Source organism: Streptococcus sp. 2579 (genome assembly GCF_013277195.1).
Classification (GTDB): domain Bacteria; phylum Bacillota; class Bacilli; order Lactobacillales; family Streptococcaceae; genus Streptococcus.
In genome coordinates this window covers 67,686-89,929 of record NZ_VMMM01000002.1, presented here as the reverse complement: position 1 = coordinate 89,929, position 22,244 = coordinate 67,686, and the positions used below count along the sequence as shown (strand labels likewise).

At 39.5% G+C, this 22,244-nt stretch carries 22 protein-coding genes and 1 pseudogene; 20 read left to right on the top strand and 3 right to left on the bottom strand.

Annotated elements, in window-relative coordinates; all coding sequences use genetic code 11:
* Window positions 1–239 precede the first annotated feature (239 nt).
* The 12 genes and pseudogenes from HT725_RS00815 to ciaH all read left to right on the top strand — a co-directional run bounded on the left by HT725_RS00815 (window position 240) and on the right by ciaH (window position 10,735).
* Window positions 240–560 (top strand): PadR family transcriptional regulator, encoded by a 321-nt coding sequence (locus HT725_RS00815; protein WP_000665422.1) that lies wholly within the window; start codon window positions 240–242, stop codon window positions 558–560.
* A 3-nt stretch (window positions 561–563) separates the two neighbouring features.
* Entirely contained in the window at window positions 564–1,379 is an 816-nt protein-coding gene (locus tag HT725_RS00810) for a hypothetical protein (RefSeq protein ID WP_173252885.1), read from the top strand.
* Window positions 1,380–1,453: 74 nt separating this feature from the next.
* Complete coding sequence (locus HT725_RS00805) at window positions 1,454–2,380, top strand: aldo/keto reductase (RefSeq protein ID WP_173252884.1); 927 nt, start codon at window positions 1,454–1,456, stop codon at window positions 2,378–2,380.
* Between the two features lie 99 nt (window positions 2,381–2,479).
* Entirely contained in the window at window positions 2,480–2,716 is a 237-nt protein-coding gene (locus HT725_RS00800; RefSeq protein ID WP_000141912.1) for a DUF2829 domain-containing protein, read from the top strand.
* The gene (locus HT725_RS00795; RefSeq protein ID WP_112443501.1) at window positions 2,709–3,407 is read left to right on the top strand and encodes a 3-oxoacyl-ACP reductase; all 699 of its coding nucleotides are present in this window, start codon (window positions 2,709–2,711) and stop codon (window positions 3,405–3,407) included. Before HT725_RS00800 ends, HT725_RS00795 begins: the two co-directional genes overlap by 8 nt.
* Window positions 3,408–3,416: 9 nt before the next feature.
* Entirely contained in the window at window positions 3,417–3,896 is a 480-nt protein-coding gene (locus HT725_RS00790) for an NUDIX hydrolase (RefSeq protein WP_112443502.1), read from the top strand.
* Window positions 3,897–3,903: 7 nt separating this feature from the next.
* A complete protein-coding gene (locus tag HT725_RS00785; RefSeq protein WP_112443503.1) occupies window positions 3,904–4,632 on the top strand; it encodes a GNAT family N-acetyltransferase in 729 nt (242 codons plus the stop codon).
* 74 nt (window positions 4,633–4,706) lie between these two features.
* Window positions 4,707–5,544 (top strand): annotated as a pseudogene (locus HT725_RS00780) (putative PEP-binding protein).
* A complete protein-coding gene (locus tag HT725_RS00775) occupies window positions 5,519–5,959 on the top strand; it encodes an ASCH domain-containing protein (protein WP_173217614.1) in 441 nt (146 codons plus the stop codon). Before HT725_RS00780 ends, HT725_RS00775 begins: the two are co-directional and overlap by 26 nt.
* 122 nt (window positions 5,960–6,081) lie before the next feature.
* Window positions 6,082–8,628, top strand: coding sequence for a M1 family metallopeptidase (locus HT725_RS00770; RefSeq protein ID WP_173252883.1), 2,547 nt, complete (start codon window positions 6,082–6,084; stop codon window positions 8,626–8,628).
* A gap of 108 nt (window positions 8,629–8,736) precedes the next feature.
* A complete protein-coding gene (gene ciaR / locus HT725_RS00765; RefSeq protein ID WP_000590628.1) occupies window positions 8,737–9,411 on the top strand; it encodes a two-component system response regulator CiaR in 675 nt (224 codons plus the stop codon).
* Window positions 9,401–10,735: a two-component system sensor histidine kinase CiaH gene (gene ciaH / locus HT725_RS00760; RefSeq protein ID WP_173252882.1), complete on the top strand. Its 1,335-nt coding sequence runs from the start codon at window positions 9,401–9,403 to the stop codon at window positions 10,733–10,735. Before ciaR ends, ciaH begins: the two co-directional genes overlap by 11 nt.
* A 28-nt stretch (window positions 10,736–10,763) precedes the next feature.
* Here the strand turns inward: ciaH and HT725_RS00755 are convergent, their stop codons facing one another.
* Window positions 10,764–11,051, bottom strand: a complete 288-nt coding sequence (locus HT725_RS00755) for a DUF3270 domain-containing protein (RefSeq protein ID WP_050390168.1) — start codon at window positions 11,049–11,051, stop codon at window positions 10,764–10,766.
* 139 nt (window positions 11,052–11,190) lie between these two features.
* On the opposite strand from HT725_RS00755, the gene HT725_RS00750 reads away from it, so the two are divergent.
* From HT725_RS00750 to ezrA, 7 genes are all read left to right on the top strand, one after another.
* On the top strand, window positions 11,191–12,120 hold the full coding sequence (locus HT725_RS00750) for a peptidase U32 family protein (RefSeq protein WP_173252881.1): 930 nt from the start codon (window positions 11,191–11,193) through the stop codon (window positions 12,118–12,120).
* 199 nt (window positions 12,121–12,319) lie between these two features.
* Window positions 12,320–14,770: a bifunctional DnaQ family exonuclease/ATP-dependent helicase gene (locus HT725_RS00745; RefSeq protein ID WP_173252880.1), complete on the top strand. Its 2,451-nt coding sequence runs from the start codon at window positions 12,320–12,322 to the stop codon at window positions 14,768–14,770.
* 36 nt (window positions 14,771–14,806) lie between these two features.
* A complete protein-coding gene (locus tag HT725_RS00740) occupies window positions 14,807–16,030 on the top strand; it encodes an FtsW/RodA/SpoVE family cell cycle protein (protein WP_173252879.1) in 1,224 nt (407 codons plus the stop codon).
* 10 nt (window positions 16,031–16,040) lie between these two features.
* Entirely contained in the window at window positions 16,041–16,595 is a 555-nt protein-coding gene (locus HT725_RS00735) for a DJ-1 family glyoxalase III (RefSeq protein WP_173252878.1), read from the top strand.
* Window positions 16,596–16,679: 84 nt separating this feature from the next.
* Window positions 16,680–17,243, top strand: coding sequence for an HAD family hydrolase (locus HT725_RS00730; RefSeq protein WP_173217604.1), 564 nt, complete (start codon window positions 16,680–16,682; stop codon window positions 17,241–17,243).
* Window positions 17,244–17,257: 14 nt separating this feature from the next.
* A complete protein-coding gene (gene gyrB, locus HT725_RS00725) occupies window positions 17,258–19,204 on the top strand; it encodes a DNA topoisomerase (ATP-hydrolyzing) subunit B (protein WP_173217602.1) in 1,947 nt (648 codons plus the stop codon).
* Between the two features lie 81 nt (window positions 19,205–19,285).
* Window positions 19,286–21,013 (top strand): septation ring formation regulator EzrA, encoded by a 1,728-nt coding sequence (gene ezrA / locus HT725_RS00720; protein ID WP_173252877.1) that lies wholly within the window; start codon window positions 19,286–19,288, stop codon window positions 21,011–21,013.
* Between the two features lie 185 nt (window positions 21,014–21,198).
* Here ezrA and HT725_RS00715 read toward each other — a convergent pair whose 3' ends face one another.
* The gene (locus tag HT725_RS00715; protein WP_000767194.1) at window positions 21,199–21,498 is read right to left on the bottom strand and encodes a DUF1827 family protein; all 300 of its coding nucleotides are present in this window, start codon (window positions 21,496–21,498) and stop codon (window positions 21,199–21,201) included.
* Window positions 21,499–21,565: 67 nt separating this feature from the next.
* On the opposite strand from HT725_RS00715, the gene HT725_RS10155 reads away from it, so the two are divergent.
* Entirely contained in the window at window positions 21,566–21,712 is a 147-nt protein-coding gene (locus HT725_RS10155) for a hypothetical protein (RefSeq protein WP_000693452.1), read from the top strand.
* Here the strand turns inward: HT725_RS10155 and HT725_RS00705 are convergent.
* A complete protein-coding gene (locus HT725_RS00705; protein WP_173252876.1) occupies window positions 21,709–22,161 on the bottom strand; it encodes an NUDIX hydrolase in 453 nt (150 codons plus the stop codon). The two genes, HT725_RS10155 and HT725_RS00705, sit on opposite strands and share 4 nt — an antisense overlap.
* Window positions 22,162–22,244 lie beyond the last annotated feature (83 nt).

Below are 22,244 nucleotides of genomic sequence, written 5' to 3'. Positions count from 1 at the left end.
ACTCAATGAAAATCAAATAGCAAACTAGGAAGCTAGCCGCAGGTTGCTCAAAGCACTGTTTTGAGGTTGTAGATGAAACTGACGAAGTCAGTCACATATATACGGTAAGGCGACGCTGACGTTGTTTGAAGAGATTTTCGAAGAGCATTAACTATTATGCTTTACAAACTAGTGTGAAAGTGGTATTTTATAGATGAAACAACTAGTAGGTATTACAAAATAGATAGAAGGGAGAAGGGATGAAGGAAACTCAACTATTAAAAGGTGTTCTTGAAGGTTGTGTCTTGGATATGATTGGTCAAAAAGAGCGATATGGTTATGAGTTGGTTCAAACTTTGCGAGAGGCTGGATTTGACACCATTGTTCCGGGAACTATTTATCCTTTGTTGCAAAAGTTAGAAAAAAATCAATGGATAAGAGGCGACATGCGTCCGTCGCCAGATGGTCCAGATCGGAAGTATTTTTCGTTAACTAAAGAAGGAGAAGAGCGTGTCTCGGTCTTTTGGCAACAATGGGACGATTTGAGTCAAAAAGTAGAAGGAATTAAGAATGGGGGTTAAACCATGAAGAAAATGAAGTATTACGAAGAAACAAGCGCTTTGCTGCATGAGTTTTCTGAGGAGAATCAGCAGTATTTTGAGGAACTGTGGGATAGTTTTAATCTTGCTGGATTTCTCTATGATGAGGACTATCTCAGAGAGCAGATTTATTTGATGATGTTAGATTTCTCAGAAGCAGAACGAGATGGCATGAGTGCAGAGGATTATCTAGGTAAGAATCCTAAAAAAATAATGAAAGAGATTCTCAAGGAAGCACCACGCAGTTCTATCAAGGAGTCCCTTTTAACACCAATTTTTGTCCTAGCGATATTACGTTACTATCATCTACTGGGTGATTTTTCTAAAGGTCCTCTCTTAACAGTCAATTTGCTTACTTTTTTAGGGCAACTTCTTCTTTTTCTGATTGGATTTGCTCTTGTGGCCACAATCTTACGTTGGGGCTTAGTCCAAGATTCTCCTAAAATGAAAATTGGCACTTATATTGTCGTTGGGATTCTTGTCCTTCTAGTTGTTCTGGGGTATGTAGGAATGGCAAGCTTCATACAAGAAGGAGCCTTTTATCTTCCTGCTCCCTGGGATAGTTTCCTTGTCTTTACGCTTTCGCTGGTCATCAGTATTTGGAATTGGAAAGAACCGATTTTTCGTCCATTTGTCAGTATGATTATTGCCCATCTTGTGGTGGGCTCTCTGCTCCGTTACTATGAGTGGATGGGAATTTCAAATGTTTTCCTTACAAAATTCATTCCTTTAGCAGTTCTCTTTATTGGAATCTTTGTCTTGTTCCGTGGATTTAAGAAGATAAAATGGAGTGAAATATAGTCAAAAAGCCGCTGCAAAGCGGTTTTTTGTTATAATGAAGGGAAGAATGTTAGAAATTTAAGGAGAAAAATTTGATGAGATACATAACTCTTGGTCAAGATGACAAAGAATTATCAGAAATTGTTCTCGGAATGATGAGAATAAAAGATAAGTCTGTAAAAGAAGTTGAAGAACTTGTAGAAACAGCACTTTCTGTTGGAATCAATGCTTTTGACTTGGCTGATATTTATGGTCGTGGTCGTTGTGAAGAACTGTTAGGTCTTGTCCTAAAAAATCGTCCAGATTTAAGAGAAGAGATGTGGATTCAGTCCAAATGTGGCATTCGCATGGAAGAATTTACCTATTTTGATTTTTCTAAGGACTATATTATAAAATCTGTAGACGGAATTTTGCAAAGATTGAAGATTGATCATTTAGATAGCTTGCTTCTTCATCGGCCAGATGCTTTGATGGAATCTGACCAAGTAGCAGAAGCCTTTGATCTTCTTTATAAACAAGGTAAGGTTCGAGATTTTGGAGTTTCTAATCAAAATCCTATGATGATGGAATTGCTGAAGAAAGAAGTCAAACAACCTCTATCTATCAATCAATTACAATTAAGTGCAGCTTTCACACCTAGTTTTGAAGCAGGATTTCATGTCAATATGGAAGGCAACAAGGCAGCTTTGCGTGATGGAAGTGTCTTTGAATACTGCAAATTAAATGACATGGTTATCCAGGCCTGGTCAGTCTTGCAGTTCGGATATTTTAAAGGGAATTTTGTTGGCAATGAGAAATTTCAAGCTTTGAATCAAGTACTTGATCGTTTAGCTTTTAAATATGGAGTAACCCCTTCAACTATTGCCATTTCTTGGATATTGCGTTATCCAGCCAAAATGCAGGCAGTCGTAGGTACCGCAAATCCTAATCACTTGAGAGAAGTTAGCCAAGCGGCAAACTTTAGCTTAACAAGAAAAGAATGGTATGAAATTTATCTTGCAGCAGGGAATAATTTGCCGTAAGTAGAAGCAGATGTAAATAAATCACAGTCAAAAAGCCGTTGCAAAGCGGTTTTTTTGTTATAATGAAGGGAAGAATTATTGATTTTAAAGGAGAAAAACATGACATTTGAAGAAATTCTACCTGGGTTAAAGGCTAAGAAAAAATATGTACGAACTGGTTGGGGAGGTGCTGAAAACTATGTCCAACTTTTTGACACTATCGAGCAAAATGGGGTTGCACTTGAAGTGACACCTTATTTCCTAATCAACGTTTCTGGGGAGGGAGAAGGTTTTTCCATGTGGAGTCCGACACCTTGTGATGTTTTGGCGACGGATTGGGTAGAAGCGCATGACTAAACGTGTACTCATTACAGGAGTGAGTTCAGGGATTGGTCTGGCTCAAGCTCGACTCTTGTTAGAGAAGGGCTATCAAGTTTATGGAGTTGACCAAGGTGAAAATCCACTCTTAGAGGGTGATTTTCACTTTTTACAGAGAGATTTGACCTTGGACTTGGAGCCTATTTTTGACTGGTGCCCTCAGGTAGATATTTTGTGCAATACTGCTGGAGTGTTGGATGCTTATAAACCCCTATTGGAACAATCAGCGCAGGAAATTCAAGAGATTTTTGAAATCAACTATATGACTCCTGTTGAGTTGACTCGCTATTACTTGACACAAATGCTGGAGAATAAAAAAGGTACCATTATCAATATGTGCTCCATTGCTTCGAGCCTAGCAGGTGGCGGTGGACACGCCTATACTTCTTCGAAGCACGCCTTGGCAGGCTTTACCAAGCAGTTGGCTCTAGACTATGCTGAAACCGGGATTCAGGTATTTGGTATCGCTCCAGGAGCAGTCAAGACAGCTATGACTGCTGCGGACTTTGAGCCAGGTGGATTGGCTACCTGGGTTGCTAGTGAAACACCAATCAAACGCTGGATTGAACCAGAGGAAGTAGCAGAGCTTAGTCTTTTCTTAGCAAGTGGAAAAGCGAGCGCCATGCAAGGACAAATTTTGACAATAGATGGTGGCTGGTCTTTGAAGTAGGAGGATCTGATGGAAATCAAAAGACACTTTGGTGTCTACGCTGTTTGCTTTGAAAATGGGAAGTTACTCTGCATTGAAAAAACGAGAGGCCCTTATCAACATCGGTATGACCTACCTGGAGGCAGTCAGCAACTTGGTGAAGGCCTGACGGAAACGCTGACTAGAGAAGTTATGGAAGAGACGGGATTTACTGTTAGAAGCTACTCTAATCCTCGAATCTACGATGTTTTCGTCAGGGAAGAGTTAAAAAATTTTATGGTTCACCATATCATGGCCTTGTATGATGTTGAAATGAATGAGAGTGCACCTCAAGTTACGATTTCGGAAGCTGTGTCTGATGGTGCGAACGATTCACTTGGATATATTTGGATAGATATTCAAGAGATAACAGAAGAAAATGCATCGCCATTAGTCTTGAAGGTTAAGTCTGAATTATTAGGATTTACAGAACTGGGCAATACTTCTTACATGAATTGGAAGGTGAAGTAGGGGGATAATGGAACTATTTAAAACATGGAAGAAAAATATGGTTCTCTATGGTCTTAAATCTCAAATTGGAACTGTCTACCGAAACAATGATAGGGCAACAAGCTTTTATGATGTTGGGAATTTTCTATACCTAGCAGGGGAGTTGGATTCCAGATTTTGGGAAGATTTTGTTAGAAAATATGGTTTAGATTATAAGATTATTATTTCAGAAAATACTAATTGGCAAGATTTTCTGCATCGGAAAGTGGGGCTAAATTCTTTTACTCGCTATTCTTTTAAAGATAAGGCAAATTTTCAAGTCAAATTTCTAAATGATCTAGTTACTCATTTAGAGGAAGGCTACAATATTGTGCCTATTGATAATCATATTTATAACTGCTTTTCTACGGAAGAATGGTCACAGGATTTACAGGGGGATTTTGAGTCCTATCAGGATTTTGTTTTAAAAGGTGGATTTGGCTTTGTGATTCTTAAAAATAATGAACTGATTGCTGGGATTTCCTCAGGGTTAGTTTACAGTGAAGCAGTTGAAGTGGAAGTTGCAACTAGACCAAACGAACAAGGAAATGGATTTGCTAAAAAGCTTGGTGCTGCAATGATTCTAGAGAGTTTAAATAGAGATATGTTTCCACTTTGGGATGCTCATAACGAGGCTTCCAAAAAAGTAGCAGAATTTTTAGGATATGAGTTAATTGGACCTTATGTAGCTTTTGAACTAGAGAAAAGTGTCATATAATGATAGCTGATATTATATCTTTTAAGATGAGGTGAATGGACATGCAAAATTAACTTGCTCTTAGTGGCGAAAAAATTCTTGAAAAAGTTTATCCTCAACTATTTCACTACATTGGAATGATTCGTGGGGAATACTTGTTGAGAGAGCTTAATCAAAACATCCTATTACCCAGTTGTCAGCAATTTGTAAAAGATTATCTAGAGACTATCTGCTCCCTGTACTCAAATGAAGAAGTTTGGTATCGTTTTTCTGAATTAACGAATATAGAAGCTAATTGTCTAAAGGGGACTAAAGAGTATTTTGATGAACGCCATCCTTTGTTTGGTTATAGAGGGACTAGGCGTTTACTGGCGTGTCTGGATGAATTTCAGGCTGAAGCACATGTCGTTACAGAAGTTTATCAAATCAATCCCAATCTGTCTGTTATCTTTCCTTTTGTCAATGATGCCGATCAATTAAAACAAGCTATTACAGTATTGCGTCGGCGTGGCTTTACTGGGAAAATTGCCACGATGATTGAATTACCGTCAGCATATTTTGACTTGGACAGAATAATGGAAACGGGCATTTTAAAGATTGTAGTTGGAATGAATGATTTGACTTCTTTTATTTTTGCCACTGTGAGAAACAGTCAATGGCATGATATGGAAAATCCAATTATGTTAGATATGTTGAGACAGATGCAGAATAAAGCAAGAAAGAACAAGATTGATTTTGCTGTAGCAGGCTATCTGAATACTTCTTTCATACAAAAAATGAATCAGATGGGTATCGAATGCATTCTCCATTACAGCTCTATTCCGGAGATTTTTGATTTAGAAATTGACCATCCAGACCACCTCAAACGTGTAAAAGAAGAAAGTAAAAAATTACAAAGGAGAAACCCATGACACCGCGAGAAATGTGGAATGAATACAAACAAATCAATCCTTCTATCGGAGATGAAATCGATGCTTGGGCTTTTGGAGTGGAAGCCGATCTCTTGGCAGATTTGGTTTTAGAAGGAGAAAAGACGGCAACAGCTTCAGCCTACGACCTCTACGCACTAGAAGATGAACCCCTTCCGCAAGAAGGGACATTTGATGTCATTTTAGACAGTCAAAATCAGGCTGTCTGCATTGTCGAAATTACAAAGGTTTCCGTTCAGTCCTTTAATCAAGTTTCTGCTGACCATGCCTACAAGGAAGGCGAGGGAGACAAATCTTTAGCCTATTGGCGTCAGGTTCATGAGGACTTTTTCACCGAGTGGATGAGGGAGGCAGGACAGACTTTTACACCTGACAGCAAGGTTGTTTTAGAAGAATTTCGCAAGGTCTACCCTCTGTAGACTGTTAGACGGAAGAAAGTTTTGGAAATCGCTGTCCAATCCTTTTTTCTTAGACAAAACATGATATAATAAGTTTGTTTGAAGAAGAGCAGCAGCTCTTAAACTTAGAATAGGAGAAAACTATGCAAGCAGTTGAACATTTTATTAAGCAATTTGTTCCTGAACATTATGATTTATTTTTAGACTTGAGTCGTGAGACCAAGACTTTTTCTGGGAAAGTGACCATCACTGGTCAAGCACAGAGTGACCGCATTTCCCTTCATCAAAAAGACTTGGAAATAGCTTCTGTAGAAGTTGCAGGGGTAGCTCGCCCATTTACTGTTGACCATGACAATGAAGCCCTTCATATCGAATTGGCTGAGGCTGGTCAAGTTGAAGTGGTTATCGCTTTCTCAGGAAAAATCACAGACAACATGACAGGGATTTACCCTTCTTATTACACAGTTGATGGAGTCAAGAAGGAAGTCTTGTCTACTCAATTTGAGAGCCATTTTGCGCGCGAAGCCTTCCCATGTGTGGATGAGCCAGAAGCCAAAGCAACTTTTGACCTCTCTCTACGTTTTGACCAAGTAGAAGGTGAATTGGCCTTGTCTAACATGCCAGAAATCGATGTTGAAAACCGTGAGGAAACAGGTATCTGGAAGTTTGAAACAACACCTCGTATGTCTTCTTACTTGTTAGCCTTTGTTGCGGGTGATTTGCAAGGTGTAACGGCTAAAACTAAAAACGGTACCCTTGTTGGTGTTTACTCAACCAAAGCCCACCCACTATCTAACCTTGATTTTTCACTGGACATCGCTGTTCGCTCTATCGAGTTTTACGAAGATTACTATGGAGTTAAGTACCCAATCCCTCAATCTCTCCACATCGCCCTTCCTGACTTCTCGGCTGGTGCTATGGAAAACTGGGGTCTTGTGACCTACCGTGAAGTTTACTTGGTTGTCGATGAGAACTCTACATTTGCTAGCCGTCAACAAGTTGCCCTTGTTGTGGCCCATGAATTGGCTCACCAATGGTTTGGGAACCTCGTAACTATGAAATGGTGGGATGACCTTTGGCTCAATGAAAGCTTTGCTAACATGATGGAGTACGTCTGTGTGGATGCTATTGAACCAAGCTGGAATATCTTTGAAGATTTCCAAACAGGTGGAGTACCTCTTGCTCTTGAACGTGACGCGACTGATGGTGTTCAGTCTGTTCACGTCGAAGTCAAACACCCAGATGAAATCAATACGCTCTTTGATGGCGCTATCGTCTATGCCAAAGGAAGCCGTCTCATGCACATGCTTCGCCGTTGGCTAGGAGATGCTGATTTTGCTAAAGGTTTGCACGCTTACTTTGAAAAACACCAATACAGCAACACCATTGGTCGTGACCTTTGGAATGCCCTTGGACAAGCATCAGGCCGTGATGTCGCAGCCTTCATGGATTCTTGGTTGGAACAGCCTGGTTACCCAGTTCTTACTGTCAAAGTTGAAAATGATGTTTTGAAGATTTCACAAAAACAATTCTTCATCGGTAAGAATGAAGACAAGAACCGTCTCTGGGTTGTGCCACTCAATAGCAACTGGAAAGGCTTGCCTGATACACTTGAAACTGAAAGTATCGAAATCCCTGGCTACGCAGCTCTTCTTGCTGAAAACAAAACGGCACTTCGTCTCAACACTGAAAATACAGCCCACTACATTACAGACTATCAAGGAGACTTGTTAGATGCTGTTCTTGCTGACCTAGTTGAGCTTGATAACACAAGTAAACTGCAAATCGTTCAAGAACGTCGTTTGCTTGCTGAAGCAGGGCACATTTCTTATGCTGACTTGCTTCCAGTTCTTGATAAGCTTGCTAAGGAAGAATCTTACCTTGTCGTTTCAGCTGTTTCTCAAGTAATTTCTGCCCTTGAGCGCTTTATCGATGAAGGAACAGAAGCTGAAAGAGCCTTCAAAGCCTTGGTTGCTAAATTGGCTCGTCATAATTATGACCGTCTTGGTTTTGAAGCTAAAGATGGCGAATCAGATGAGGATGAATTGGTTCGTCAGTTGGCTATTTCTATGATGATTCGATCAAATGATGCAGAAGCTAGTCAAGTCGCTAGCCAAATCTTCGAAGCTCACAAGGATCAGCTTTCAGGACTTCCAGCAGCCATTCGCTCACAAGTTCTGATCAATGAGATGAAACATCATGAGACCAAAGACTTGTTAGCACTTTATCTTGATACTTATACGCACGCAACAGATGCTGTCTTTAAACGTCAGTTGGCAGCCGCTCTTGCCTATAGTAAAGATGCGGACAATATCCAAACCTTGATTGCTGCTTGGAAGGACAAATTTGTGGTGAAACCGCAGGACTTGTCTGCTTGGTATTACCAATTCCTAGCTCACCAAGCAACTCAGGAAACAGCTTGGTCTTGGGCGCGTGAAAACTGGGATTGGATTAAGGCAGCTCTTGGTGGAGATATGAGTTTTGATAGCTTTGTTATCCTTCCTGCACACGTATTTAAGACTCAGCAACGTTTGGCAGAGTACAAGGAATTCTTTGAGCCACAACTTTCTGACCTTGCTCTTAGTCGTAACATCGGTATGGGAATCAAGGAAATTGCAGCGCGTGTTGACTTGATTAACCGTGAAAAAGCTGCAGTGGAAGCAGTCGTTCTTCAATACGGAAACGCGTAAATAAGCCTAAAATAAAAAGAAAACTCAGCTATCTCATGTAAAATGTAGAGAGTTGAGTTTTTTTTAAGGCAAATTTGGTATAATGGTTTTATTAAGGAGGAGTTTCTCATGATAAAAATCTTATTAGTTGAGGATGACCTAGGCCTGTCAAATTCAGTATTTGACTTTTTAGACGATTTTGCGGATGTCATGCAGGTATTTGATGGGGAAGAAGGTCTCTACGAAGCTGAGAGTGGCGTCTATGACTTGATTTTGCTCGATTTGATGTTACCTGAAAAAAATGGCTTCCAAGTCTTGAAAGAATTGCGTGAAAAGGGAATTACGACACCAGTTCTGATCATGACCGCTAAGGAAAGTTTGGATGACAAGGGACATGGATTTGAACTGGGAGCGGATGATTATCTGACCAAGCCTTTCTACCTAGAAGAACTCAAGATGCGGATTCAGGCCCTACTCAAACGTTCAGGTAAGTTTAATGAAAATACGCTATCTTATGGAGATATTCTCATCAATTTATCAACAAATACCGTTAAGGTTGAAGATACTACTGTCGAATTGCTGGGGAAAGAGTTCGATTTACTAGTTTATTTCCTTCAAAATCAAAATGTTATTTTGCCTAAGACGCAGATTTTTGATCGTCTATGGGGATTTGATAGTGATACAACGATTTCAGTTGTCGAAGTCTATGTTTCAAAAGTCCGTAAGAAATTAAAAGGAACCACTTTTGCAGAGAATTTACAAACCTTGCGCAGTGTTGGGTATATTTTAAAAGATGTTCAGTAAACTAAAAAAAACATGGTATGCAGATGACTTTAGTTATTTTATCCGCAACTTTGGTGTCTTCACTCTGATTTTCTCCACCATGACCTTGATTATTTTACAAGTCATGCATTCGAGTCTCTATACTTCGGTGGATGATAAGCTCCACGGACTGAGTGAAAATCCTCAAGCAGTTATTCAGCTGGCAGTAAATAGGGCAACAGAAGAGATTAAAGATTTAGAGAATGCGGCTACAGATACTAGTAAGACTGAGGTGAAACCCAATGTCAGCTCCAATACGGAGGTTATTCTTTTTGATAAGAATTTTACCCAGCTCCTTTCTGGAAATCGATTTTTGGGCTTGGATAAGATTAAGTTAGAGAAAAAAGAACTAGGACATATCTACCAGATTCAGGTTTTTAATAGCTATGGGCAGGAAGAAATCTATCGTATGATATTGATGGAAACGAATATCAGTTCGGTTTCAACTAATATCAAGTATGCCGCTGTCTTGATTAATACCAGTCAGTTGGAGCAGGCCAGTCAAAAGCATGAGCAATTAATTGTGGTTGTGATGGCAAGTTTCTGGATTTTGTCTTTGCTTGCCAGTCTCTATCTAGCTAGGGTCAGTGTTAGGCCCCTGCTTGAGAGCATGCAGAAGCAACAGTCCTTTGTGGAAAATGCCAGTCATGAGTTACGAACTCCACTTGCAGTTTTGCAAAATCGCTTAGAGACCCTCTTTCGTAAGCCGGAAGCTACCATTATGGATGTGAGCGAAAGCATTGCATCGAGTTTGGAAGAAGTCCGAAATATGCGTTTTTTGACGACAAACTTGCTGAACTTAGCTCGGAGAGATGATGGGATTAAGCCGGAGCTTGCAGAAGTTCCAACTAGTTTTTTCAATACGACTTTCACAAACTATGAGATGATTGCTTCGGAAAATGACCGTGTCTTCCGTTTTGAAAATCGTATTCATCGCACGATTGTCACAGATCAGCTTCTCTTGAAGCAGTTGATGACTATCCTATTTGATAATGCTGTCAAGTATACTGAAGAGGATGGTGAAATTGATTTTCTTATCTCGGCGACCGATCGCAATCTGTATTTACTGGTTTCTGATAATGGAGTCGGTATTTCGACAGAAGATAAGAAGAAAATTTTTGACCGCTTTTATCGAGTTGATAAGGCTAGAACGCGCCAAAAAGGTGGTTTTGGTTTAGGATTATCCCTAGCCAAGCAAATTGTAGATGCTTTAAAAGGAACCATTACTGTCAAAGATAATAAACCCAAGGGTACAATCTTTGAAGTGAAGATTGCCATCCACACACCGTCTAAAAAGAAAAAATAAACATATCGCTCCATATGGGGCGATATGTTTATTTTTTAAGTTTTCGTTTGATAACAGAGCGTTGGACTTTTAAAACAAGTAAGCTGGATACTATTGCTGCAGGTAAGGCGAGCACAGTTGTTAATTTTAATGATAAAAAGATAAAACTAAAGATGGCAATGCAGATACAAAAAACAGCGATATTGACAAAAAATAAAATTTCTTTGAGATTGCTATCAGTTTGTGCTTCAGGTGTATAAGCTTGATAATGAGGAAGTTGCTGGTTTAATTCTTCTTGATAGTCTACTTCATAGGATTGTAATTTTCTTACAGGCATGATTCTCTCCTTAACAGTACATACCTATTTTATCATTTTTTCAGCAGAGAATTATTACAGAAAGGTTACAAAAAGAATAAAGTACCTTTTCATTTTCAAAGAATAGCTGATTTTTGAGAAATATGGTATAATTTTCCTTATGGAAAAGATTATCATTACAGCAACTGCTGAAAGTATTGAACAAGTTAAACAACTGCTCGAAGCTGGCGTAGACCGTATCTATGTTGGTGAGAAAGATTTTGGCCTTCGTCTGCCAACAACCTTTAGTCATGACCAATTGCGTGAAATCGCTAAGCTGGTTCATGATGCTGATAAGGAATTGATTATTGCAGTCAATGCCCTCATGCACCAAGATATGATGGATCGTATCAAGCCTTTCCTGGACTTCTTGGAAGAAATCAAGACAGACTACATTACGATTGGGGATGCAGGTGTCTTTTATGTGGTTAATCGCGATGGTTATTCCTTTAAGACTATCTACGATGCTTCAACCATGGTGACAAGCAGTCGTCAGATTAACTTCTGGGGACAAAAGGCTGGTGCATCTGAGGCTGTTTTGGCGCGTGAAATTCCATCTGCAGAACTTTTCAAAATGCCAGAGATTTTGGAAATTCCTGCTGAAGTTTTGGTTTACGGAGCTAGCGTTATCCATCATTCTAAACGTCCGCTCTTGCAAAACTACTATAACTTTACACATATCGATGATGAAAAGACTCGCAAGCGTGACCTTTTCTTGGCTGAGCCAAGTGACCCAGAGAGCCACTATTCCATTTTTGAAGACAATCATGGTACCCACATCTTTGCCAACAATGACCTTGATTTGATGACCAAATTGACAGAATTGGTGGAGCATGGCTTTACTCACTGGAAACTAGAAGGGCTCTACACTCCAGGTCAGAACTTTGTTGAGATTGCAAAACTCTTTATCCAAGCGCGTAGCTTGATTCAAGAGGGTAACTTTATCCATGACCAAGCCTTCTTGCTGGATGAAGAAGTGCGTAAACTTCACCCTAAAAACCGTTTCCTTGATACAGGATTTTATGACTACGATCCTGACATGGTTAAATAGAGTAAATAGATAGTTGAGAGAAGGAAGATGCAAACATTTCTTCTCTCAATTTTTCTTATTTCTTCACCATTTTTAAAAAATCAGTAGGCTAGGATGCTCTGTTTGATGGTTTTTTTAAGGGAAGTGATCTCTTTGAGTTTGAAAATTATCCCATGTTTGCAGGTGCCAAATGGCCCTTTTTTTGGTATAATTTTTTATAATGAAAACGATTGGTAATCGCTATGTTGTGGTTGATTTAGAGGCAACTAGCACAGGTAGTAAGGCTAAAATTATCCAAGTGGGAATTGTTGTGATTGAGGACGGAAAAATCGTTGATCACTATACGACGGATGTCAATCCACACGAACCTTTGGATGCTCATATTAAAGAACTGACAGGATTGACAGACCAACGTCTGGCGCAAGCGCCTGATTTTTCGCAAGTTGCTAGAAAAATCTTTGACTTGGTGGAGGATGGGATTTTTGTAGCCCACAATGTTCAGTTTGATGCCAATCTTTTGGCGGAAAATTTATTTTTTGAAGGCTATGAGCTACGAAATCCTCGTGTTGACACGGTCGAATTGGCTCAGGTCTTTTTCCCTGAACTGGAAAAATATAGCTTGCCTATTTTGTGCCGAGAATTAGGAATTCCTCTAAAGCATGCCCACACAGCCCTTTCAGATGCCCAAGCTACTGCAGAATTACTCCTTTTTTTACGGGAAAAGATGGCCCAACTTCCTAAAGGACTCTTGGAACGCTTGCTGGAAATGGCTGACGCCCTCCTATATGAGTCCTACCTGGTTATTGAAGAAATTTATCGCAGCCAATCTATTCTGAGTTCTTCAGATTTGGTCCAAGTTCAAGGACTGTATTTCAAGAAAATTGCAACTCCTCTGGGGTCACGAAAACTATCTCAGGATTTTTCTAAAAATATTTCTCTGTTGAACCTTGAAGTGAGGGAGGAGCAAGAAAGTTTTACTAAAGAGGTTGGCTTGCTATTGAAAGATGAGTCTGTCTCTCTGATTCAAGCGCCGACAGGGATTGGGAAAACTTATGGCTATCTCTTACCCGCTTTGTCCCAAGTAAAAGAGCGTCAGATTGTCCTTAGCGTTCCGACAAAGATTCTTCAAAATCAAATCATGGAAGAAGAAGGTAAACGCCTCAAGGAAGTATTTCATACATATATTCATTCTTTAAAGGGGCCTCAAAATTATTTGAAGTTGGATGCCTTTTATCGTTCCTTGCAGGAAAATGATGAAAATCGCTTATTTAGACGCTTTAAAATGCAAGTCTTGGTCTGGCTGACTGAGACAGAGACAGGGGATTTGGATGAGATTGGGCAACTCTACCGTTATCAACATTTTCTAACAGATCTTCGTCATGACGGAAAGTTATCTTCTAAAAGTTTATTTGTAACAGAAGATTTTTGGAAACGTAGTCAAGAAAGGGCAGAGACCTGCAAGCTTTTAGTGACCAATCATGCCTATCTTGTAACCAGACTGGAAGATAATCCTGAATTTATCAGTGACCGTTTATTGATTATTGATGAAGTTCAAAAAGTTTTGTTGTCTCTAGAAAATCTGCTTCAAGAGACCTACGATATCCAGTCTATTATCGATTTGCTTGATAAGGCTTTACTGGAGGAGCAAAATAAGGTTCAGCAACGAATACTAGAAAGTATTCGCTTTGAGTGCCTCTACTTGATAGAACAATTTCAGTCTGGCAAATCTAGGAAAAATATCTTAGATTCTCTGGTCAATCTCCATCAGTATTTTTCAGAATTAGAGGTAGAAGGCTTTGAGGAGCTGGTTCGCTATTTTACAGCTGACCGAGATTACTGGCTTGAAGCAACTGAAACGGGTCAAAAGAAAATTCAGATTTCTTCTACGAAATCAGGCCGTATTCTTCTATCTTCTTTAGTGCCTGATTCGTGTCAAGTCTTGGGAGTGTCGGCTACTCTTGAGATTAGTCAGAGAGTTTCTTTGGCAGACCTGTTAGGCTATCCCGAAGCTAAATTTGTTAAGATTGAAGCTGGTAAAAAACAGGATCAAGAAGTGGTCTTGGTCAAGGATTTTCCTCTAGTAACAGAAATTTCCTTAGAAGTCTATGCCAAGGAGGTAGCTGATTTGCTGATGGGAGTTCAAGCTTTCCAACAACCGATTTTGGCTCTCTTTACTGCCAAAGACATGCTTCTAGCAGTATCGGATTTACTTCCAGTTAGCCACTTGGCCCAGTATAAAAATGGTGATGTTCATCAACTGAAGAAACGCTTTGAAAAAGGAGAACAACAAATCTTGCTTGGTGCAGCAAGTTTCTGGGAGGGAGTTGATTTTTCAAGCCATCCTTTTGTGATTCAAGTTGTACCAAGACTTCCTTTCCAAAATCCTCAAGAGCCCTTGACGAAAAAGATTAATCAAGAACTGAATCAAGAAGGGGAAAATGCCTTTTATGATTATCAGTTGCCAATGGCCATTATTCGTTTAAAGCAGGCTTTAGGAAGAAGTATGAGACGCGAACACCAGCGTTCCTTAACTCTTATTTTGGATAGGAGAATTATCGGAAAGAGATATGGCAAACAAATAGTAGCATCTCTAGCAAAAGAAGCGACTGTTAATACCGTCTCTCGATCCGAAGTTGATGAGGCTATTGATAAATTTTTAAATGAACTTTGATAAATAGTATTGTATGAAAGTATAAGGTTAGTATATATGAAACGTTCTCTCGACTCTAGAGTCGATTATAGTTTGCTCCTGCCAGTATTTTTCCTACTGGTTATTGGCGTGGTGGCTATCTATATAGCTGTTAGTCATGATTATCCAAACAATATTCTGCCCATTTTAGGGCAGCAGGTCGCCTGGATCGCCTTGGGGCTTGTGATTGGTTTTATCGTCATGCTCTTTAATACAGAATTTCTTTGGAAAGTGACCCCTTTTCTATATATGTTAGGTTTGGGACTCATGGTCTTGCCGATCGTCTTTTATAATCCAAGCCTAGTTGCATCAACGGGTGCCAAAAACTGGGTATCAATAAATGGAATTACCCTATTCCAACCGTCAGAATTTATGAAGATATCCTATATTCTCATGTTGGCTCGTGTGATTGTTCAATTTACAAAGAAACATAAGGAATGGAGACGCACAGTTCCGCTGGACTTTTTATTAATTTTTTGGATGATTGTCTTTACCATTCCAGTCCTAGTTCTTTTAGCACTTCAAAGTGACTTGGGGACGGCTTTGGTTTTTGTAGCCATTTTCTCAGGAATCGTCTTACTATCAGGAGTTTCTTGGAAAATTATTATTCCAATATTTGTGACTGCTGTAACAGGAGTTGCTGGTTTCTTAGCTATCTTTATTAGCAAGGACGGACGAGCTTTTCTTCACCAGATTGGAATGCCGACCTACCAAATCAATCGGATTTTAGCTTGGCTCAATCCCTTTGAGTTTGCCCAAACAACGACTTACCAGCAGGCTCAAGGGCAGATTGCCATTGGGAGCGGTGGCTTATTTGGTCAAGGGTTTAATGCTTCAAATCTGCTTATTCCAGTTAGAGAGTCGGATATGATTTTCACGGTCATTGCAGAAGATTTTGGCTTTATTGGCTCTGTCCTTGTTATCGCCCTTTATCTCATGCTGATTTATCGTATGTTGAAGATTACTCTTAAATCAAATAACCAGTTCTACACCTATATTTCTACAGGTTTGATTATGATGTTGCTCTTCCACATCTTTGAGAATATCGGTGCTGTGACTGGCCTACTTCCTTTGACTGGGATTCCCTTGCCTTTCATTTCTCAAGGGGGATCAGCTATTATCAGTAATTTGATTGGTGTTGGCTTGCTTTTATCGATGAGTTACCAGACTAATCTAGCTGAAGAAAAGAGCGGAAAAGTCCCATTCAAACGGAAAAAGGTTGTATTAAAACAAATTAAATAAGGAGAAAATCATGGTTAAAGTAGCAGTTATGTTAGCTCAGGGCTTTGAAGAAATTGAAGCTTTGACAGTTGTAGATGTCTTGCGCCGTGCCAATATCACATGTGATATGGTTGGTTTTGAAAAGCAAGTGACGGGGGCGCATGCAATCCAAGTAAGTGCAGATCGTGTTTTTGATGGTGATTTATCAGACTATGACATGATTGTCCTTCCTGGAGGGATGCCTGGTTCTGCACATTTGCGCGATAATCAGGCTTTGATGCAAGAATTGCAAAGTTTCGAACGAGAAGGGAAGAAACTGGCAGCTATTTGTGCGGCGCCAATTGCCCTCAATCAAGCAGGGCTATTGAAAAACAAGCAGTACACTTGTTATGACGGTGTTCAAGAGCAAATCCTTGATGGTCACTACGTCAAGGAAACAGTAGTGGTAGATGGTCATTTGATAACCAGTCGAGGTCCATCAACAGCCCTTGCCTTTGCCTACGAGTTGGTGGAGCAATTAGGAGGAGACGCAGAGACTTTACGAACAGGAATGCTCTATCGAGATGTCTTTGGTAAAAATCAGTAAAACGGGAGTTATTCTCTCGTTTTTCATGTGGAAAAATCAGGGAAATCATCGCTTTTTTCATAAAAAAATGCTATAATGAAGGGTATGAAATATCACGATTATATCTGGGATTTAGGTGGAACTTTACTGGATAATTATGAAACTTCAACAGCTGCCTTTGTTGAAACATTGGCACTGTATGGCATCACACAAGACCACGATAGTGTCTATCAAGCTTTAAAGGTTTCTACTGATTTTGCGATTGAGACATTCGCTCCCAACTTAGAGCATTTTTTAGAAAAATACAAGGAAAATGAAGCCAGAGAGCTAGAACACCCGATTTTATTTGAAGGAGTTTCTGACTTATTGGAAGATATTTCAAATCAAGGTGGCCGTCATTTTTTGGTCTCTCATCGAAATAATCAGCTCTTAGAAATTTTAGAAAAAACTTCTATAGCAACCTATTTTACGGAAGTAGTGACTTCTAGCTCAGGCTTTAAGAGAAAGCCAAATCCTGAGTCTATGATTTATTTAAGAGAAAAATATCAGATTGGCTCTGGTCTTGTCATTGGTGATCGGCCGATTGATATTGAAGCAGGTCAAGCTGCAGGACTGGATACCCACTTGTTTACCAGTATCGTGAATTTAAGACAAGTATTAGACATGTAAGAAAAAGGAATAAGATGACAGAAGAAATCAAAAATCTGCAGGCACAGGATTATGATGCCAGTCAAATTCAAGTTTTAGAGGGCTTAGAGGCTGTTCGGATGCGTCCAGGGATGTATATCGGGTCAACTTCAAAAGAAGGTCTTCACCATCTAGTCTGGGAAATTGTTGATAACTCAATTGATGAGGCCCTGGCAGGATTTGCCAGTCATATTCAAGTCTTTATTGAGCCAGATGATTCGATTACTGTTGTCGATGATGGGCGTGGTATCCCAGTCGATATTCAGGAAAAAACAGGCCGACCTGCTGTTGAGACAGTCTTTACGGTTCTTCATGCTGGAGGAAAATTCGGCGGTGGCGGCTATAAGGTCTCAGGTGGTCTTCACGGAGTAGGGTCATCAGTAGTTAACGCCCTTTCCACTCAATTAGATGTTCATGTCCACAAAAACGGTAAGATTCATTACCAAGAATACCGTCGTGGTCATGTTGTCGCAGACCTTGAGGTAGTCGGAGATACAGATAGAACTGGAACAACGGTTCACTTCACACCAGACCCAGAAATCTTTGCTGAAACAACAACCTTTGATTTTGATAAATTAAATAAACGGATTCAAGAGTTAGCCTTTCTAAATCGCGGTCTTCAAATCTCCATCACAGATAAGCGTGAAGGTTTGGAACAAACCAAGCACTATCATTATGAAGGTGGGATTGCTAGTTACGTTGAATATATCAACGAGAACAAGGATGTTATCTTTGATACACCAATCTATACAGATGGTGAGATGGATGATATCACAGTTGAGGTAGCCATGCAGTACACAACGGGTTACCATGAAAATGTCATGAGTTTCGCCAATAATATTCATACCCATGAAGGTGGAACGCATGAACAAGGTTTCCGTACAGCCTTGACACGTGTTATCAACGATTATGCACGTAAGAATAAGTTACTGAAAGATAATGAAGACAACTTAACAGGGGAAGATGTCCGTGAAGGCCTGACTGCAGTTATCTCAGTTAAACACCCAAATCCGCAGTTTGAAGGACAAACCAAGACCAAATTGGGAAATAGTGAAGTGGTCAAGATTACCAATCGCCTCTTCAGTGATGCTTTCTCCGATTTCCTCATGGAAAATCCACAGATTGCCAAACGTATCGTGGAAAAAGGGATTTTAGCTGCTAAGGCTCGTGTAGCTGCCAAGCGTGCGCGTGAAGTCACCCGTAAAAAATCTGGTTTGGAAATTTCCAACCTTCCAGGTAAACTAGCAGACTGTTCTTCTAACAATCCTGCTGAAACAGAACTCTTCATCGTCGAAGGAGACTCAGCTGGTGGATCAGCCAAATCGGGTCGTAACCGTGAATTTCAGGCAATTCTTCCAATCCGCGGTAAGATTTTGAACGTTGAAAAGGCAAGTATGGATAAGATTCTAGCTAACGAAGAAATTCGTAGTCTTTTCACAGCGATGGGAACAGGATTTGGGGCAGAATTTGATGTTTCGAAAGCCCGTTACCAAAAACTCGTTTTGATGACCGATGCCGATGTCGATGGAGCCCACATTCGTACCCTTCTTTTGACCTTGATTTATCGTTATATGAAACCAATCCTAGAAGCTGGTTATGTTTATATCGCCCAACCACCAATCTATGGTGTCAAGGTTGGAAGCGAGATTAAAGAATATATTCAGCCAGGAGCAGATCAAGAAATTAAACTCCAAGAAGCTTTAGCCCGCCATAGTGAAGGACGTGCCAAACCAACCATTCAGCGTTATAAAGGTCTGGGTGAAATGGATGATCACCAATTATGGGAAACAACCATGGATCCCGAACATCGCTTGATGGCCAGAGTTTCTGTGGACGATGCTGCAGAAGCAGATAAAATCTTTGATATGTTGATGGGGGATCGAGTAGAACCTCGTCGTGAGTTTATCGAAGAAAATGCTGTCTATAGCACGTTGGATGTCTAAAAAATTGGGAGAAGTAGTTCCCTTGGTCTAAAAAATATGATATAATCATTACGATTGTTTCAAGTAAAAAAGGAGTTTGATATGTCTAATGGACAACTAATTTATTTAATGGTTGCAATTGCAGTCATTTTAGTTCTGGCTTATGTAGTGGCAATCTTTCTACGTAAGCGAAACGAGGGAAGATTAGAGGCGCTAGAAGAAAGAAAAGAAGAACTATACAATCTTCCAGTAAATGATGAAGTAGAAGCTGTAAAAAATATGCACTTGATTGGACAAAGTCAAGTGGCTTTCCGTGAATGGAATCAAAAATGGGTCGATTTATCTCTCAACTCTTTTGCCGATATTGAAAATAATCTCTTTGAAGCAGAAGGCTATAACCATTCATTTCGTTTTCTCAAGGCCAGTCATCAAATTGACCAAATTGAGAGTCAAATTACTTTGATTGAAGAAGATATTGCTGAAATTCGCAATGCTTTGGCAGACTTAGAGAAGCAAGAATCTAAAAATAGTGGTCGTGTTCTCCATGCTTTGGATTTATTTGAGGAACTTCAGCATAGAGTTGCTGAAAATTCAGAACAGTATGGTCAAGCCTTGGATGAAATTGAAAAACAATTAGAAAATATCCAATCTGAATTTTCACAATTTGTAACCTTGAATTCATCGGGTGACCCTGTGGAAGCCGCAGTGATTTTGGATAATGCTGAAAATCATATCTTGGCTTTGACACATATTGTTGATCGTATACCAGCAATTGTAACAACATTATCTAAAGAGCTACCAGATCAACTAGAAGATTTAGAAGATGGTTATCGTAAGCTCTTAGATGCTAATTATCATTTTGTTGAAACGGATATTGAAGCGCGTTTCCACTTGCTTTATGAAGCATTCAAGAAAAACCAAGAGAATATTCGTCAGTTGGAATTGGATAATGCCGAATATGAGAATGGACAGGCACAAGAGGAAATCAATGCCTTGTATGATATTTTTACTCGAGAAATTGCTGCTCAGAAAGTAGTGGAAAATCTACTTGCAACTCTTCCAACTTACCTTCAACATATGAAAGAGAATAATACTTTATTGGGAGAAGATATTGCACGTTTGAGCAAGACCTATTTACTTCCTGAGACAGCTGCAAGCCATGTTCGTCGTATTCAGACAGAATTAGAGAGTTTTGAGGCAGCTATTGTTGAGGTAACTTCAAATCAAGAAGAACCAACCCAAGCTTATTCAGTTCTTGAAGAAAATCTTGAGGATTTACAAACTCAACTAAAAGATATTGAAGATGAGCAAATTTCGGTTAGTGAGCGTCTGACACAAATTGAGAAAGATGATATCAATGCACGTCAAAAGGCCAATGTTTATGTCAATCGTCTCCATACTATCAAGCGATACATGGAAAAACGCAATCTGCCAGGTATTCCACAAACTTTCTTGAAGTTATTCTTTACGGCAAGCAATAATACCGAGGATTTAATGGTTGAGTTAGAACAGAAAATGATTAACATTGAATCTGTTACCCGAGTTCTTGAAATTGCAACGAATGATATGGAAGCTTTAGAGACGGAAACTTATAATATTGTACAGTATGCAACCTTGACAGAGCAACTATTGCAATATTCTAACCGCTATCGCTCATTTGATGAACGCATTCAAGAAGCATTTAACGAAGCTTTAGATATTTTTGAAAAAGAATTTGATTATCACGCTTCATTTGACAAGATTTCGCAAGCATTGGAAGTGGCAGAGCCTGGTGTAACCAATCGCTTTGTTACCTCATATGAGAAAACACGTGAAACGATTCGTTTTTAATAAAAGAAAAAGATTTGATTGTGTGAGAAACAGAATCAAATCTTTTTCTATAGTAGTATCTTTAGCAAAAGATTTCAAAATGATAAAAACGCATAATAGCAGGTGTAGAAACTCTTGCTACTATGCGTTTTATTGTGGAAAGACTTACTGGATTTTTTCTCAAATCGAGTTTTTACTCAACTTCTTTATTTGATTGGAATAGAAATCCCAATTAATTTCTCTGAGTAGAGTGTCTTGATATTGGCTTCATCAATAGAGTCCTTATCAATTTTACGTTTCAAGAAAAATTCTTGAATGGTTTCGATTTCAGGCTCACGAATAGCACGGTGTTTATTTGAGATGAGGATTTCATAGTGAAGCGGCGCTTGGGTGAAAATAACATCTGTATTCCCTGCAGAATAAACCTCAACAAGGGTTGCATCGGTACTTTCTAGCTGACTTTTTACAAGTTGCGAGTGTGAGTTTGTCGTATTGATAAGCTTCATAATATTTCCTCCGATTTTCTAATTCTATTATAGCACTTTTTGAATAAAGTCGCTTGATTTATACTCAATGAAAATCAAAGAGCAAACTAGGAAGCTAGCCGTAGGCTGCTCAAAACACAGTTTTGAGGTTGTAGATAAGACTGACGAAGTCAGTGACCATATCTACGGTAAGGCGACGCTGACGTGGTTTGAAGAGATTTTCGAAGAGTATTAGCCAATCTTATGCTGTTTTTTCCAAGATTGGATGGCCCATTTATGGCTACCACGTTTAAGATTTTCAATAGCCTCATCAATAGGGAACCAAGCAATATGATTAAAGTCTTCTAGTGGCTTTTGCACTTCTTTGAAAGAAGTCGCTTCATAGAGGTAGGCAGGATTGTAGTAGTAGGTATCACGGTGACGAGAGTAGAAATATTCGTCAGCTTGTCCGTAATAGGTACCAATTTCAGCAGTGAATCCAAGTTCTTCAATCAATTCACGTTTTAGGGCTTCCTGATGGTTTTCACCTGCTTCAATTTCGCCACCTGGTAAGAACCAAGCACCATTAGGTGCTTGAACAAGAACAATTTGCTTTTGTTCAGCGTCAGGGATAACTGCATATACACCGTAACGTGAAATATAGTCTGTATTCGCTTTTTTTTCTCCGAAAGTTGGGTTTGCCATTGCATTTTCCTCATTATCTAGTATCGTTATTATTATCATAATGGAGAAAGTCCGAGCTGTCAAGAAATTACAGTTATTTTAGT

What these genes read in the sequence shown, in the direction of transcription:
- HT725_RS00815 (WP_000665422.1), top strand. Translation starts at nt 240, where the DNA reads ATGAAGGAAACTCAACTATTAAAAGGTGTTCTTGAAGGTTGTGTCTTG.
- HT725_RS00810 (WP_173252885.1), top strand. Translation starts at nt 564, where the DNA reads ATGAAGAAAATGAAGTATTACGAAGAAACAAGCGCTTTGCTGCATGAG.
- HT725_RS00805 (WP_173252884.1), top strand. Translation starts at nt 1,454, where the DNA reads ATGAGATACATAACTCTTGGTCAAGATGACAAAGAATTATCAGAAATT.
- HT725_RS00800 (WP_000141912.1), top strand. Translation starts at nt 2,480, where the DNA reads ATGACATTTGAAGAAATTCTACCTGGGTTAAAGGCTAAGAAAAAATAT.
- HT725_RS00795 (WP_112443501.1), top strand. Translation starts at nt 2,709, where the DNA reads ATGACTAAACGTGTACTCATTACAGGAGTGAGTTCAGGGATTGGTCTG.
- HT725_RS00790 (WP_112443502.1), top strand. Translation starts at nt 3,417, where the DNA reads ATGGAAATCAAAAGACACTTTGGTGTCTACGCTGTTTGCTTTGAAAAT.
- HT725_RS00785 (WP_112443503.1), top strand. Translation starts at nt 3,904, where the DNA reads ATGGAACTATTTAAAACATGGAAGAAAAATATGGTTCTCTATGGTCTT.
- HT725_RS00775 (WP_173217614.1), top strand. Translation starts at nt 5,519, where the DNA reads ATGACACCGCGAGAAATGTGGAATGAATACAAACAAATCAATCCTTCT.
- HT725_RS00770 (WP_173252883.1), top strand. Translation starts at nt 6,082, where the DNA reads ATGCAAGCAGTTGAACATTTTATTAAGCAATTTGTTCCTGAACATTAT.
- ciaR (WP_000590628.1), top strand. Translation starts at nt 8,737, where the DNA reads ATGATAAAAATCTTATTAGTTGAGGATGACCTAGGCCTGTCAAATTCA.
- ciaH (WP_173252882.1), top strand. Translation starts at nt 9,401, where the DNA reads ATGTTCAGTAAACTAAAAAAAACATGGTATGCAGATGACTTTAGTTAT.
- HT725_RS00755 (WP_050390168.1), bottom strand. Translation starts at nt 11,051, where the DNA reads ATGCCTGTAAGAAAATTACAATCCTATGAAGTAGACTATCAAGAAGAA.
- HT725_RS00750 (WP_173252881.1), top strand. Translation starts at nt 11,191, where the DNA reads ATGGAAAAGATTATCATTACAGCAACTGCTGAAAGTATTGAACAAGTT.
- HT725_RS00745 (WP_173252880.1), top strand. Translation starts at nt 12,320, where the DNA reads ATGAAAACGATTGGTAATCGCTATGTTGTGGTTGATTTAGAGGCAACT.
- HT725_RS00740 (WP_173252879.1), top strand. Translation starts at nt 14,807, where the DNA reads ATGAAACGTTCTCTCGACTCTAGAGTCGATTATAGTTTGCTCCTGCCA.
- HT725_RS00735 (WP_173252878.1), top strand. Translation starts at nt 16,041, where the DNA reads ATGGTTAAAGTAGCAGTTATGTTAGCTCAGGGCTTTGAAGAAATTGAA.
- HT725_RS00730 (WP_173217604.1), top strand. Translation starts at nt 16,680, where the DNA reads ATGAAATATCACGATTATATCTGGGATTTAGGTGGAACTTTACTGGAT.
- gyrB (WP_173217602.1), top strand. Translation starts at nt 17,258, where the DNA reads ATGACAGAAGAAATCAAAAATCTGCAGGCACAGGATTATGATGCCAGT.
- ezrA (WP_173252877.1), top strand. Translation starts at nt 19,286, where the DNA reads ATGTCTAATGGACAACTAATTTATTTAATGGTTGCAATTGCAGTCATT.
- HT725_RS00715 (WP_000767194.1), bottom strand. Translation starts at nt 21,498, where the DNA reads ATGAAGCTTATCAATACGACAAACTCACACTCGCAACTTGTAAAAAGT.
- HT725_RS10155 (WP_000693452.1), top strand. Translation starts at nt 21,566, where the DNA reads ATGAAAATCAAAGAGCAAACTAGGAAGCTAGCCGTAGGCTGCTCAAAA.
- HT725_RS00705 (WP_173252876.1), bottom strand. Translation starts at nt 22,161, where the DNA reads ATGGCAAACCCAACTTTCGGAGAAAAAAAAGCGAATACAGACTATATT.